Consider the following 14,615-nt stretch of genomic DNA (forward strand, 5'->3'; position numbering starts at 1 on the left):
TATGGATGAGAAGAGGGATTGTTTTGAAGTGTATAAATTGTGGGCAACCTTGCAAGGGAAATCAGTTGAATTGTGAAAGTTGCCAGCGGACCTTGCATAATGAACAAGGTGAAGGAAGCTCGCTAATAGACAAAGAATTAGGAGTATATGTAGGGAGACAATATCCATATTACCAAAGGAAATGGGAGCTTGAGGAAAAGCGGATTGCTAGATGGAGCTGGAATGGTTGGGCAGCTATTTTCAATGTAGGTTGGCTTGGATATCGTAAGTATTATTTGCCTGCAGCTTTATTTATATTGTTATTATTAGCATGCGATGCGTTTTCTTATTATATGGGATTCAACGTAGCACTGCCGATCATTAATATAGTGCCTCTTACGTTTTTATTACTCGTTTTTATTTTATTTGGAATGGCGATTTTTGCGAATGGATTATATTATCAATTTGCAGAAAGGCGTATATATCGAATAAAAGCACGAGAAATTCAAGATGAATCGGTTGAGAAGTATCTCATCCGTGATAGCGGTGGAACGAGTAAAATGGGAGCAACAATTGTTACGATTTTAGCAGTTGCTAGTATCTTTTTCAGCCATTTCTTTTTCCCGACTGATCGAGATATTATACAAAAGGTTCGTGCAGGCTCACTATATGAATATCCGTTCTTTTCCATTGGTGAATCGTTTGAAAATTATTTTAGAAATCCAGGTTGGGTATATTATCGTGGCACCGAAGGATTAGAATTGGTAGAGTTCCAAGGAGAAAGTCCTGATATGCCAAGGAAAAAGGTGAAGATCCAATTTGTTGTTGATTATAAATTGGGCGAGATTGAGCCGTACTCCTTGACGATTAATGGAGAATCTAAAAATGAGGAAGAGTTTTTGAAGATAATGGACGAAATATTTAAAGTTCAAAATCCATTTGACATAGAGGATGGATTACAAGTAAAAGGAATAGAAAAAGAAGCGGATAGAAGGGCGTTCTAGCCGCTTCTTTTTTTTACTGTACAAAAAATAATATTTGAAATAATCTGAATCTTTTGTATAATGGTATGTATTATACTACTTTCATTTATACATATAGATTGGGGGAAGGAAGAATGAAGAGAAAGGTAACAACGATTGCTGCAGTTGCATTATCGACAAGTGTATTAGTTGCAGGTTGCGGAAATGGGGAGAAGGCATCTACAACGAAGAAAGAAGCAGGTAAGGGAGCAGCAGATAAGCAAGTATTAAACTTATTAGAAGCAGCAGAAATTCCTTCAATGGATACGTCAAAATCAACAGACTCTGTATCATTCCGTGCCTTTGTCAATGCAATGGAAGGGTTATATCGTTTAGATAAGGACAATAAACCAACTCCGGGTATGGCAAAAGATGTGAAGATTAGTGAAGATAAAACGACATATACATTTGAATTACGAGATGCAAAGTGGTCTAATGGCGATCCAGTTCGAGCGCAAGATTTTGTATTTGCATGGCAACGCGCATTAGATAAAGCAACGGCAGCTGAGTATGCATTTATTTTATTTGATGTGAAAAATGCACAGAAAGTAAATAAGGGAGAATTACCGCTAGATCAATTAGGAGTAAAAGCAAAGGATGATAAAACGTTAGTAGTAGAATTAGAACAACCAGCACCATATTTCCTTGAGCTTACTTCATTCCCAACGTTTTTCCCTTTAAATGAAAAATATGTGAAAGAACAAGGGGATAAATATGCATTAGAAGCAGATAAACTATTATATAATGGACCATTTACGATGAGTGAATGGAAACATGAACGAAGCTATCAGCTAAAGAAAAACCCTAATTATTGGGATAAAGATACTGTGAAGTTAGAAGAAATTAATGTAAATATTGTGAAGGAAACGAGCACAGGAGTAAATTTATATGATAGTGATCAAGCGGATCGAGTTATTTTAAGTTCTGAATTCGTTGATAAATATAAAAAGAATAAGCCAGATGAATTTAAAACGAAGTTAGATCCACGTATGTATTTCTTACGCTTTAACCAAAAAAATGCAACGTTTAAAAACCAAAAAGTTCGTGAAGCGATTGATCTGGCATACGATAAAAAAGGAATTGCCAATGTTATTTTAAATGACGGATCATTACCAGCATATTTCTTAGTACCTGAGAAATTTACGACAGGACCAGATGGAAAAGATTTCCGTACTGTAAATAAAAATTTCCGTGATAGCAAAGATAATGCAGAAAAAGCAAAAAAATTATGGGAAGAAGCGAAGAAAGAGCTTGGCCAAGATACAATTACAGTAGAATTTCTAAATGATGATAATGGTAGCCGTAAAAAAGTGGGCGACTTTATTAAAGAAGAGTTAGAGAAAAATTTACCTGGTATTAAAGTGAATTTGAAACAACAACCATATAAGCAGAAGCTAGAGTTAGAAAAGAAATTTGAATATGAATTCTCATTATCTGCATGGAGTCCGGACTATCCGGATCCAATGACTTATATTGACATGTTTGTTACTGGAAGCTCATTTAATGAAATGGATTATTCTAATCCGAAGTATGATGATTTAGTAGCGAAATCAAAAGGAGAGCTATTAAAAGATGATAAAGCACGCTGGAGTGCTCTTGCAGAAGCTGAAAAAATCTTAATTGGTCAAGATGCTGCTATTTCTCCTGCGTACCAACAAAGTACGGCATATTTAGAAAAACCATACGTGAAAGGTATTGCGAATCATACGTTTGGTGGGGACTTCAGTTATAAATGGGCATATATTACAAAGAAATAGTATAATAAAAGATGAGTGAATTTTCGCTCATCTTTTATTTGTATAGGAGGAATTAGAGTTGTTAAAAGGAATCAATCATCTTTGTTTTTCAGTATCTAATTTAAAAGATTCTATTACATTTTATGAAAAAGTATTGGAAGGGGAATTATTAGTTAAAGGGAGAAAACTCGCATATTTCAATATATGCGGGGTATGGGTAGCGCTTAATGAAGAAACACATATTCCGAGAAATGAGATTCATAAATCTTATACGCATATTGCGTTTTCAGTTGAACAGAAAGACTTTGAACGCCTACTGCAGCGATTAGAAGAAAACGATGTTCATATTTTACGAGGAAGAGAACGGAATGTAAGGGACTGTGAGTCTATATATTTTGTTGATCCTGACGGCCATAAGTTTGAATTTCATTCAGGGACATTGCAAGACCGACTTAATTATTATAGAGAAGATAAACCTCATATTACATTTTATTAAGGGAGGAAAAAAGTTGCATGCGCTAGTAATTGGCGGGACAGGAATGCTAAAGAGAGTCTCTATGTGGCTTTGGGAGAAAGGATTTCATGTTTCTATTATTGGACGAGATGAAGTGAAATTAGAAAATGTTAAGTGAGAGAGTGCTGCGCCAGAAAGGATCACATGTCTATCATTAGATTATCATAATAATGACGATGTAAAGCTAGCTATTAAAAGTACAATTGAGAGGAATGGTCCAATAACAGTAGTTGTCGCATGGATACACGCAAGTGCGAAGGATACGTTATCACTCATTTGTAGAGAATTAGAGTTGTGGTCTGAAACATACAACGTTTTTCATATTTTTGGTAGTAAAGCGTCGCGTATGCCCGCACAAAAAATAGGAGGTACGCGGTGTAGCTACTATAGAATAATATTAGGTTTTATATTAAAAGATACATACGGGAGATGGCTTACCCATGAAGAAATATCGGATGGGGTAACAAAAGGAATTGAGAGTAAGTGTGATGAATGGATTGTAGGACGAGTAGAACCATGGGAATTGCGGCCAATATGGTAAGGGGGAATGAGAAATGAAGACAACTGTATATGTAACAAGGCACGGTGAAACGGAATGGAATGTAGCGAAGCGAATGCAAGGACGGAAAAATTCTGCTTTAACTGAAAATGGTATGCTACAAGCTAAACAATTAGGAGATCGAATGAAAGATTTATCTATCCATGCGATCTATAGTAGTCCGAGTGAAAGAACCCTACATACTGCAGAGTTAATAAAGGGCGAACGTGATATACCGATAATCGCGGATGAGCATTTCTATGAAATTAACATGGGTATATGGGAAGGACAGACAGTCGATGATATAGAAAGGCAATACCCAGACGAAATACAATTGTTTTGGTATGAGCCACATCTTTTTCAGTCAAAATCAGGAGAAAATTTTGAGTCTGTTTATAAAAGGGTAATTGAGGGGATACAGCTTCTTCTAGAAAAGCATAAAGGAGAAAGTATATTAATTGTTTCCCATGCGGCAGCGGCAAAATTACTTGTAGGACATTTTGCCGGTATTGAAATAGAAAATGTATGGGGTGACCCATTTATGCATAGTGCTAGTCTAAGTATAATAGAATTTGAAGACGGTAAAGGTGAAGTGAAGCAATTTGCAGATATAAGTCATTTTCAGTAAACGTAAAAAAGGCCGCAAGACGGCCTTTTTTGTAGGCATAAAAACTAGCAATTACGTTTTTTATACCAGAAGTGATCGAATTTCTTGTTTTTGCAAGATGGGAATTTATGACCACCATCGTGACAGTCCTTACGATGATCACATGAATCGTCGCAAGAGTGACCATGTCCGTTCGGGAAGAATTCACATTTTTTACAGAAACATCGTTTCGTCCAGAAAAATTTCTTTTCAAAGCGTATGCACTTTGTAACGAATGTACAATGCTTTCTGCGAGTACGTTTTGTAACTAAAACGCATTCTTTTCTACGTGTTACTTTCGTAACGAACGTCCATTTTTGAACGCGAACACGAGTACATTTCGTAACAAATGTCCATTTTTTAACGTGGGTACATTTTGTAACGAACGTACAATGTTTTACGCGAGTACATCTTGTTCTTGGGCATTTACAATCTTCGCTACAATCTATTTTTGTCGTGCAATCATCATCGCACTCAAATGTGCTTGGATCTTGGTGTAAGAAATCCTCCATCCCCGCACTTTTGATTTCCTCAACAGCTTTTCTAATATCACGTTTCATAGAAATCCTCCTTATCATGTATTCAAGTGAAAAGGTATTCTTTTTCCTTAACATGATATGAGATATGACGTCTTTCTGAACAGGACAAGAGTGTAATTTTATATAAATAGATGATAGCGGATGTATGGACAAGACAAGGCGCATACATTGAATGAAGAGAACTGAGAAGGGATGAGAAAACATGCTGCCTTCATATGATTTTTTTATTCATCCAATGTACGTAGTGGAATTGAAGAAAGACATTTGGTCAGACAGTCCAGTGCCAGCAAAATTAACTTATGGAAAAAAGAAATATGACATTGATATCGTATACCGAGGTGCTCATATTCGTGAATTTGAGAAAAAGTCTTATCATGTTATATTTTATAAACCGAAAAAATTTCAAGGTGCGAAAGAGTTTCATTTAAATTCGGAGTTTATGGATCCGTCTCTCATACGAAATAAATTATCTTTAGATTTTTTTCACGATATTGGTGTGCTTTCACCAAAATCACAACATGTATTTATAAAAATTAATGGTCAAATTCAAGGTGTATATTTACAGTTAGAATCAGTTGATGAAAACTTTTTGAAAAATAGAGGATTACCAAATGGTTCTATTTATTATGCGATAGATGATGATGCGAACTTTTCTTTAATGAGCGAGAGAGATAAAGATGTTAAGACAGAGCTTTTTGCGGGATATGAATTTAAATGTTCGAATGAAAATAGCGAAGAACAGCTGAGTGAATTTGTATTTCAAGCGAATACTTTGAAGAGGGAAGCTTATGAAAAAGAAATTGGAAAGTTTTTGCATGTAGACAAATATTTAAGATGGTTAGCTGGCGTCATTTTTACGCAAAACTTTGATGGTTTTGTTCATAACTATGCGCTATATCATAACGATGAAACAAATTTATTTGAAGTGATACCGTGGGATTATGATGCGACTTGGGGGCGTGATGTACAAGGAAGGCCACTAAATCATGAGTATATTCGTATTCAAGGCTATAACACGTTAAGTGCAAGATTGTTAGATATACCTGTTTTTAGAAAACAATACCGAAGTATTTTGGAAGAAATATTAGAAGAACAATTTACCGTTTCATTTATGATGCCGAAAGTTGAAGGGTTGTGTGAATCGATTCGTCCATATTTACTTCAAGATCCATATATGAAAGACAAATTAGAAACATTTGATCAAGAAGCTGATATGATTTATGAATATATAAATAAGCGAAGGAAGTATATACATGACCACCTACATGAATTGGATTAATTTTGAAAGAGATTGGAACATTATCAATCTCTTTTTTTGTATAATAAAGATGTATCAGTAAAACTAACTTAATATTCAATTAAAAGAGGATGGGAGATTTGGAAACATGACGGTAAAGTGGATTGATTGGGTAAAACAAATACAAGCTATAGCCCAAGCGGGTTTAACGTATTCTAAAGATGTGTATGATATAGAGCGTTTCCAACAATTACGGGATATTTCCATTTCGATGATGTCACATTACACAAAGACAGATTGGGAAGTTGTAGAGAAGTTATTTGCAAATGAGACAGGTTATCAAACACCAAAAGTTGATATAAGAGCAGTCGTTTTTCAAAATGAAAAGTTATTATTTGTGAAAGAAAAAAGTGATGGGAAATGGGCATTGCCAGGTGGATGGGCTGATATCGGCTATACGCCAACAGAAGTAGCAGCGAAAGAAGTTATAGAGGAGACGGGTTATGAAGTAGATGATTTTAAACTACTCGCTATATTTGATAAAGAAAAACATCAACCATCGCCTTCAGCAACACATGTATATAAAATTTTTATTGGTTGTAAGATTATTGGTGGCGAAAAAAAAACGAGTATTGAAACAGAAGATGTGGAGTTCTTTGGCGAGAATGAATTGCCTAATTTATCGATTGCTAGAAATACCGAAGAACAAATTAAAGAAATGTTTGCCTACATGAAAGAATCTCAGAAAGAAATATTAATAGATTAATCATGCTTATGCCGATCAAATTGTTGGAATGAAGATATTGGCAGAATGCAACCTTTATGTAATAATGGAATGGTATGTGAAGAAAAAAGGAGATAGAAAATAAAATGTTAGCAAACATAATAGATCAGTTATTGCAATTTTTTGCAAGCTTAGGTTACTTTGGAGTAGCGCTAGCTTTAATGATTGAAATTATCCCGAGTGAAATTGTACTATCGTATGCGGGCTTTTTAGTTGCAGATGGTAAAATTAGCTTTGTCGGTGCAGTTATTGCTGGAACAATCGGTGGTACGTTAGCTCAAATATTTTTATATTGGCTTGGATACTATGGAGGACGTCCAGTTGTAGAGAAATACGGGAAATATCTACTTATTAATAAACACCATTTAGACATAGCGGAAGGTTGGTTTAAGCGTTACGGAGCAGGAGTAATCTTTTCTGCGCGCTTTATCCCAGTCGTACGTCACGCAATCTCTATTCCAGCAGGATTAGCTAAAATGCCGTTAAAACTATTTACACTGTATACTGTAGTTGCGATTATTCCATGGTCAATACTATTTATATATTTAGGTGAAAAGCTTGGTGGAAATTGGAGACACATTAAAGAGTATGCATCTGATTACACACATTACATAATTATAGGAGCTGTTCTCTTTGTTGCTTTATACTTTGGTTTAAAGTATTTCAAAAAGAAAAAAGCAGCGCGTTAAAGTCAATGATTTTTCATTGGCTTTTTTATTTGTTTCGGCAAGAAGACTCCATCTGATTTGTGTTACGGGTGAAATCCAACAATTCAGGGGTTGGTGACTTGTTTCGGTTCTAAAAAAACAGAGTTGTCCATAATGTATAATAATAAAGCGTAGCGGAGGAATGTGATGAAAGGGTCACCGTTTATACGTGGAACGATATTTTTAACGATGGCAACGATGATATCTAAAATGTTAGGGTTTATATATGTTATACCATTTACAGCCATGGTTGGTACGAGTGGGTACGTTTTATACACATATGCATATCGTCCATATACGATTATGCTCAGCATTGCAACGATGGGACTACCACTGGCAGTTTCGAAAATGGTATCAAAATATGATCAACTGAATGATTATCATACGGTTAAGAGAGTGCTAAAGAGCGGTATCTTTTTTATGTTAATAATGGGAGTAATCTCATGTTTAACCCTATATATATTAGCTCCACATTTAGCTAAACTTGTAATCGATGGAAATGATCAAACAGGGAATAGTGTAGCGGCGGTCACAACTAATATTCAAATTGTAAGTTCTGCGTTAATACTTGTACCGGTAATGAGTTTATTAAGGGGATTCTTTCAAGGATTCCAATCGATGGGGCCTTCTGCTTTAAGTGTAGTGGTAGAGCAATTTTTTCGGGTCTTAACCATTTTGATAGGAAGCTTTGTCGTGTTATATATTTTAAAAGCTTCTGTCTCGCTAGCGGTTGGTATTTCAACGTTCGGTGCCTTTATGGGAGCGATAGGTGGACTGACTGTATTAAGTGCATATTACATAAGGAGGAGAAAGCACTTAAAGAAAAAAGAAATGGCAAGTATACCGCAAACAACGAAATCATTTTTCTCGCTATATAAGGAGCTCTTTACATATTCAATACCGTTTGTTGTCGTTGGCTTAGCAATTCCGCTGTATCAGACGATTGACACATTTACAATTAATAAACTACTTATACAAATAGGATATATGCAAGGAGAAGCGGAGAAGATTAATGCAATAATTGGTCTTGTTCAGATGGTTGTACTTATCCCAGTTTCTGTTGCAACTGCTTTTAGTATGTCTCTCGTACCTGAGATGACAAAAGCCTATACAGCGGGAAATGTGAAGTTACTGTACAAACATTTTACGAGGACGAATGTATTAGTAGTAGGTATTACGGTACCAGCAGCAATTGGAATGATGTTGCTAGCAAAACCAGTATATACTCTTTTATTTGGTGCTGGTAATGACCCGGAGATGGGGAGAGTTATTTTGCAGTATTATGCTCCTGCCTGTATACTATTTTCGCTATTTACAGTAACAGCTGCGATGTTACAAGGAATTAATCAACAACAGAAAACAGTACTAGGATTAGTGATTGGCATTATTGTGAAAATAGTTTTAAATATTGTGTTGCTTCCGTATTTCGATTATGTAAGCTTTATCATTTCAACATACGCTGGTTATACGATTTCGGTGGGCTTTAACTTGTGGATGCTTTCTAAATATGTTATAAAGGCAACATAAGCTTTTTAAGGCAGAGAGCACTCTGTCTTTTTCTTTGTTTATAATATTTTTCTTATAAAAACGTTTTCAAAATAATTTTTCTATTGAAATTTAAACGTATGTTTCATATGCTGAGAATGGCGGTTCAAAAACTGTTGTGTAAGAAAGGTAGATTCCTACATGTAAATAGAATCGGGGTGATAGTATGTTAAATATTTATTTAACAGACCGAAACGGAAAACTACAAGAGGTTGAGGAAATACAAAAGGGTTGCTGGATTAATGTACTTCATCCAACGGAAGAAGAAATTCAATATCTAGTACAAACTTTAAATGTAGACTTAGATTTCATTAAAGACCCTTTAGATGACGAAGAACGCTCTCGTATTGAAAAGGAAGACAATAATACTTTAATAATCGTGGATATTCCAACAGTTAGACATGATGAAGAAGGAAATTCAATTTATGACACGATTCCAATTGGTATGATTGTCATGCCAGATTGTTTTGTGACAATTTGTTTAGAAGAAAACCCAATTTTTGAACGTTTTATTAATCAACGTATTAAAGAATTTTATACGTTTAAAAAGACGCGTTTTGCACTTCAGCTCTTATATACGATTTCTACTTATTATTTAAGATACTTAAAGCAAATAAATCGAAAAACAATCGATTTAGAGCATCAATTAAATCAGTCGATGAAAAATAAAGAGATTTTCACATTGTTAGGCCTTGAAAAAAGTTTAGTATACTTTACGACATCATTAAAGGCGAATAAAATTGTAATTCAAAAATTAATGCGTAACAGTACATTTTTAAAAATGTATGAAGACGATCAAGATTTATTAGAAGATGTATTAATCGAAAATAAACAGGCTATTGAAATGGCGGAAATATATAGTCACATTTTAAGTGGAATGATGAATACTTTTAGCTCTGTTATATCGAATAATTTAAACAGTGTTATGAAGCTGTTAACGTCCATTACAATCATTTTATCATTACCAACAATGGTCTCTAGTTTCTTTGGAATGAACGTAAAGGTTCCGTTTGAAGGTGAGGCTCAAGGTTTTGTAATTGTACTTATAATATGTTTAACATTATCTTGCGCTTTAGCATTTGTATTTTGGAAGAAACGTTACTTTTAACGATAAGAAAGCTGCTCTAGCATAGTTGTATAACTGCGCTAGAGCAGCTTTTTTGCTATGAAATCCAAAGTTTTGAATAGAATATAACTTATAAAATGTAATGTATATGAAGGGAGTGTATTCCGTATAAGTCTTGTCCAATTCATAAAATGGGGTTAAAATTACATATTGTTAATGAAAAGTTGGAGGAAATACATCATGGAATTGTTTCAATTACCGAAAGCATTCCTGCAAATGAATACAATCTTTATCTCCATATTGATCGAGGCACTTCCTTTTGTGCTCATTGGTGTATTTATTTCAGGATTCATTCAAATGTTTGTGACAGAGGATATGGTAGCAAAATGGATGCCGAAAAACCGTTTTCTGTCTGTTTTAATGGCTACTTTTTTAGGTATGATGTTTCCAGGTTGTGAATGTGGAATTGTTCCGATCGTAAGACGATTAATCGGAAAAGGGGTTCCGCCATATGCTGGGATTGCATTTATGTTAACTGGGCCAATTATTAATCCGGTCGTATTATTTGCAACATATGTTGCCTTTGGAAGTAGTATGCACATGGTATGGTATCGTTCTATTGTAGCGATTATCGTAGCAATTATCGTTGGAATTATATTATCATTTAAGTTTAAAGAACATCAATTAAGAGATGATCACTTCCCAGAAGTGAATCATAAGCGTCCATTACGTAAAAAAATGTGGGATGTATGTACGCATGCTGTTGAGGAATTTTTCTCGATGGGAAAATATTTAGTATTAGGTGCGTTAATTGCAGCTGCAGTTCAAACGTTCGTACAAACTTCAACACTGCTTGCTATAGGACAAGGGCCGTTTTCTTCACCAGCTGTTATGATGGGACTTGCTTACATTTTATCACTTTGTTCAGAAGCGGATGCATTTATTGCTTCGTCATTCCAAAGTACATTTTCAACAGCATCACTTGTCGCGTTCCTCGTATACGGACCGATGGTGGATATTAAAAATATGTTTATGATGCTTGCAACATTTAAAACGAAATTTGTAATTGTCGTTACAGTTACAGTTACACTTGTTGTTTATGCAAGCTCACTACTCATTTATGCGATGGGGTGGTAGGTTATGTTTCGAGCATATATATTATTAGGTTTTACAATCTTAATCGCGCAGCTTCATATTTCAGGTAATATTACGAAGTATATCAATATGAAGTATGCCTATTTATCAAAAACAGCAGCTATTATTTTAGGTTTTTTAACGGTCGTTCAAATTATTATCGTTTTCCAAAAAGAACATCAAAAAGAAAAAGAAAGAGAAAAAGAACAGCACAATTGTGGTTGCGATCATAGCCATTGTGGGCATGATCATTCAAAAGATGAGAATACATGGTGGAAAAAAGCATTTTCGTACACATTGTTTTGTTTTCCGATAGTCTCAGGATTGTTTTTCCCAATTGCAACGTTAGATTCAGATATTGTTAAGGCGAAAGGGTTTCATTTTCCAGTAGCACAAGCAGAAAGTAAAGATCCATTTATGACAAGGCAATTTCTAAGACCTGATACGAGCATTTATTACGGGAAAGAAGGATACCGTGGTGTAATGGAAAAAGGGAAAAAAGAATTCGTTACGAAAGATAGTATTACTTTAAAAGATGAAGATTTCCTAAAAGGGATGGAAACAATTTATAATTATCCTGGCGAGTTTACTGGGAAAAAATTATCTTTTAAAGGGTTTGTTTTCAAAGATGATTCTTCTAAAAAAGAACAATATTTCTTATTCCGTTTCGGTATTATACATTGTGTAGCGGACTCTGGTGTATATGGTATGTTAGTGAAAAAACCAGAAGGGATAGAATGGAACAATGATGATTGGATTCAAGTTGAAGGAGAAATATCAACGGAATTTTATCAACCATTCCATGCGAACATTCCGGTTTTAGAAGTAACGAAATGGAATAAAGTTGAACAGCCGAAAGAACAATATGTATTTAGAGGAGCCGATTGATTACATCGGTTCTTTTTTGTGGACTAAGAGTTCTGAATGTTGTTAATATTAAACGTGTAGTGATAGTAAGTTCACACTGTTCTAATGTTAATGGGAAATGGAACTCTTACCGAACTTCTTTGCTCCAGCCGAATTTTGTGGTGGGTAGTTCACTTTCTGCAAATAGTGGATTAAATAATCAAAGAGGTGATAACAATGACTGAAGTAAAGGGAAAAACAGCTAATGAATCCAGAGTGTTTAAAACGAGCCGAGTATTTCCAACAGATTTAAATGATCATAATACGCTATTTGGTGGGAAAATATTAGCCGAGATGGATATGGTTGCTTCTATCTCAGCAACAAGGCATGCAAGAAAAGAATGTGTCACAGCATCTATGGATTGGGTAGATTTCTTACATCCTGTTCGCTCTTCAGATTGTGTTAGTTATGAATCTTTTGTAATTTGGACGGGTAGAACTTCTATGGAAGTATTTGTGAAGGTAGTAGCAGAAGATCTAATTTCAGGTGAGAAACGTATAGCAGCAACATCATTTGTTACATTCGTTGCACTTAGTAAGGAGAATAACCCGGTTCCAGTTCCTCGAGTAATCCCTGAAACAGAAGAAGAGAAAGAATTACATCGCATTGCTGTGTTGCGTGCAGAACAACGCCATATACGTAAGGCAGAGAGTAAGAAAGTAGCTACATTACTAACTTTTTGAATTGAATATGTAGTTGTTAAAGGTATTATAACGGACTGAAATGTTTTTCATATGAAAAGCGGACACCTAAAAATAGGTGTCCGCTTTTATAGTTTTTTCATCCACATATCATACGAAGATAACTACTTAGCAGAAGCAAGCAGCACCGACGATGATCAAGAGGATAAATAATACGACTAATAGCGCGAATCCATTACCTTGTGCGAAGCCCATTGTTATTTCCTCCTTTTATTTTAAGATACAACATACAATATGCAAATGAGCTATCGTTTGATATGGACATATATCATGGAATGACATATTTTCTTGAATGATAATGTATTAAAAAAGGGAAGATATAGAAATAACAGTAAGTGGAGAAAGGAAAATATCCATGAAACACTTTTTCGCTGTACTCCTTTTTTTAGTAGGTGTATTCATTTGGATGAACATCGATGTGGAAATGGGGAAAAAAATGGCTAGTGAATATGAATTAGGACAAGTTCGATTAGGTGACTTTCAACTATATACGAACGGCGAAGAGTTATATAAGAATTTATTTGAGGATATACGTAATGCAGAAAAGTACATATATATCCATTTTTATATTGTAGGTAAAGATGAAATAAGCCAAGAATTTTTGCAGTTGCTCGAGAAAAAGGCATCGAGCGGAGTAGAAGTAAAATTGTCAGTCGATCGAATAGGTGGATATAAGCTGAAGAAAAAGATACTTCGTCAATTAAAAAGAAACGGTGTCCAGTTTACGTTTAGTAAAAAGCTTAAACTGAAACATGTATTCTATTCATTGCATCAACGGAATCATAGACGCATTGTTACGATAGATGGGAAGATATCATACGTCGGCGGTTTTAATATTGGAAAGGAGTACCTTGGACAAGATCCAAAATTTGGTCCGTGGCGTGATTATCATGTACGAGTCAATGGGAATGGTGCTACCGATATGGAAAGAAAATTTTCTGCTGACTGGGAAGAAGATACAGGAGAAACAATTCCTGTACATGAAAGTTTACCTGCGATAGGGAATGTAAAGTATCAATATTTATTTTCAGATGGAAAAGGTTTATGGGAGAAATATGGAGCGCTTTTAAAGCAGGCTAAAAAGTCTTTAATTATTGCTACGCCATATTTTGTACCAAGTAAAGAAATGATGAATGAGTTAAAAGATGCATTACATCGCGGTGTCAATGTGAAAATTCTCGTACCATTTAAAAGTGATGCGGTATTGTTAAAACAAGCGGCTTATCCATATTTGAAAGATATGAACGATGCTGGAGCAGAAATTTATCAATATCGGAATGGTTTTTTTCACGGGAAAGTAACGATCATTGATGGAGAAATTGTCGATATAGGTACAGCGAATTTTGATAATAGAAGTTTTTATTTAAATTGTGAATCTAATTGTCTCATATATGATAAAAAAGTTGTTGCTGACGTATGGAACCGATTAAAAGTAGATTTTCATAAATCAAAAAAATTTTCGAAAGAAGATTTTGAGAAAATTAGTAAATGGGATTGGTTTTTAGCAAGAATAGCAAATGTTATAGCATCATATTTATAGTGTATATACAAAAGAGAAGG

17 protein-coding genes are annotated in these 14,615 nt (G+C 34.8%); 15 read left to right on the forward strand and 2 right to left on the reverse strand.

Annotation, left to right across the window (positions count from 1 at the left end):
• The first annotated feature begins 5 nt into the window (after positions 1-5).
• The 6 genes from MR115_RS13545 (at position 6) to MR115_RS13565 (ending at position 4,417) form a co-directional block, all read left to right on the forward strand.
• Positions 6-983, forward strand: coding sequence for a DUF2628 domain-containing protein (locus MR115_RS13545; protein ID WP_242241642.1), 978 nt, complete (start codon positions 6-8; stop codon positions 981-983).
• A 113-nt stretch (positions 984-1,096) separates the two neighbouring features.
• Complete coding sequence (locus MR115_RS13550; RefSeq protein WP_061676447.1) at positions 1,097-2,758, forward strand: peptide ABC transporter substrate-binding protein; 1,662 nt, start codon at positions 1,097-1,099, stop codon at positions 2,756-2,758.
• A 58-nt stretch (positions 2,759-2,816) separates the two neighbouring features.
• Positions 2,817-3,233, forward strand: coding sequence for a FosBx1 family fosfomycin resistance bacillithiol transferase (gene fosB / locus MR115_RS13555; RefSeq protein ID WP_242241643.1), 417 nt, complete (start codon positions 2,817-2,819; stop codon positions 3,231-3,233).
• A gap of 13 nt (positions 3,234-3,246) precedes the next feature.
• Positions 3,247-3,369 carry a Rossmann-fold NAD(P)-binding domain-containing protein gene (locus tag MR115_RS30050; protein ID WP_309243101.1) on the forward strand — a complete coding sequence of 41 codons (123 nt, stop codon included), beginning with the start codon at positions 3,247-3,249 and terminating at the stop codon, positions 3,367-3,369.
• A gap of 21 nt (positions 3,370-3,390) precedes the next feature.
• Positions 3,391-3,792, forward strand: a complete 402-nt coding sequence (locus tag MR115_RS13560; protein ID WP_242241760.1) for a short-chain dehydrogenase — start codon at positions 3,391-3,393, stop codon at positions 3,790-3,792.
• Between the two features lie 13 nt (positions 3,793-3,805).
• Positions 3,806-4,417, forward strand: coding sequence for a phosphoserine phosphatase 1 (locus MR115_RS13565; protein WP_242241644.1), 612 nt, complete (start codon positions 3,806-3,808; stop codon positions 4,415-4,417).
• A gap of 44 nt (positions 4,418-4,461) precedes the next feature.
• Here MR115_RS13565 and exsB read toward each other — a convergent pair whose 3' ends face one another.
• Positions 4,462-4,995 (reverse strand): exosporium protein ExsB, encoded by a 534-nt coding sequence (gene exsB, locus MR115_RS13570; RefSeq protein ID WP_061676443.1) that lies wholly within the window; start codon positions 4,993-4,995, stop codon positions 4,462-4,464.
• 181 nt (positions 4,996-5,176) lie between these two features.
• Between exsB and cotH the strand changes: the two genes are divergently transcribed.
• The 8 genes from cotH to MR115_RS13610 all read left to right on the forward strand — a co-directional run bounded on the left by cotH (position 5,177) and on the right by MR115_RS13610 (position 13,037).
• Complete coding sequence (gene cotH, locus MR115_RS13575; RefSeq protein WP_242241645.1) at positions 5,177-6,253, forward strand: spore coat protein CotH; 1,077 nt, start codon at positions 5,177-5,179, stop codon at positions 6,251-6,253.
• A 106-nt stretch (positions 6,254-6,359) separates the two neighbouring features.
• On the forward strand, positions 6,360-6,977 hold the full coding sequence (locus MR115_RS13580; protein ID WP_242241646.1) for an NUDIX hydrolase N-terminal domain-containing protein: 618 nt from the start codon (positions 6,360-6,362) through the stop codon (positions 6,975-6,977).
• A 104-nt stretch (positions 6,978-7,081) separates the two neighbouring features.
• Entirely contained in the window at positions 7,082-7,684 is a 603-nt protein-coding gene (gene uptA / locus MR115_RS13585) for an undecaprenyl phosphate transporter UptA (RefSeq protein ID WP_242241647.1), read from the forward strand.
• Between the two features lie 165 nt (positions 7,685-7,849).
• Positions 7,850-9,229, forward strand: a complete 1,380-nt coding sequence (locus MR115_RS13590) for a putative polysaccharide biosynthesis protein (protein WP_242241648.1) — start codon at positions 7,850-7,852, stop codon at positions 9,227-9,229.
• 184 nt (positions 9,230-9,413) lie between these two features.
• Positions 9,414-10,355: a magnesium transporter CorA family protein gene (locus MR115_RS13595; protein ID WP_242241649.1), complete on the forward strand. Its 942-nt coding sequence runs from the start codon at positions 9,414-9,416 to the stop codon at positions 10,353-10,355.
• Between the two features lie 198 nt (positions 10,356-10,553).
• A complete protein-coding gene (locus MR115_RS13600; RefSeq protein ID WP_061676438.1) occupies positions 10,554-11,450 on the forward strand; it encodes a permease in 897 nt (298 codons plus the stop codon).
• 3 nt (positions 11,451-11,453) lie between these two features.
• Positions 11,454-12,335 (forward strand): TIGR03943 family putative permease subunit, encoded by an 882-nt coding sequence (locus MR115_RS13605; RefSeq protein ID WP_242241650.1) that lies wholly within the window; start codon positions 11,454-11,456, stop codon positions 12,333-12,335.
• Between the two features lie 195 nt (positions 12,336-12,530).
• Positions 12,531-13,037, forward strand: coding sequence for an acyl-CoA thioesterase (locus MR115_RS13610; RefSeq protein WP_000141167.1), 507 nt, complete (start codon positions 12,531-12,533; stop codon positions 13,035-13,037).
• A gap of 126 nt (positions 13,038-13,163) precedes the next feature.
• Here MR115_RS13610 and MR115_RS13615 read toward each other — a convergent pair whose 3' ends face one another.
• Positions 13,164-13,250 (reverse strand): YjcZ family sporulation protein, encoded by an 87-nt coding sequence (locus tag MR115_RS13615; RefSeq protein WP_071721689.1) that lies wholly within the window; start codon positions 13,248-13,250, stop codon positions 13,164-13,166.
• A 160-nt stretch (positions 13,251-13,410) separates the two neighbouring features.
• Here MR115_RS13615 and cls point away from each other — a divergent pair, with 160 nt between their 5' ends.
• Entirely contained in the window at positions 13,411-14,595 is a 1,185-nt protein-coding gene (gene cls / locus MR115_RS13620; RefSeq protein ID WP_242241651.1) for a cardiolipin synthase, read from the forward strand.
• The last annotated feature ends 20 nt before the right edge of the window (positions 14,596-14,615 follow it).

Origin of the sequence: Bacillus cereus group sp. BfR-BA-01309 (genome assembly GCF_022664315.1) — a bacterium.
GTDB classification, from domain to species: Bacteria; Bacillota; Bacilli; order Bacillales; family Bacillaceae_G; genus Bacillus_A; species Bacillus_A mobilis.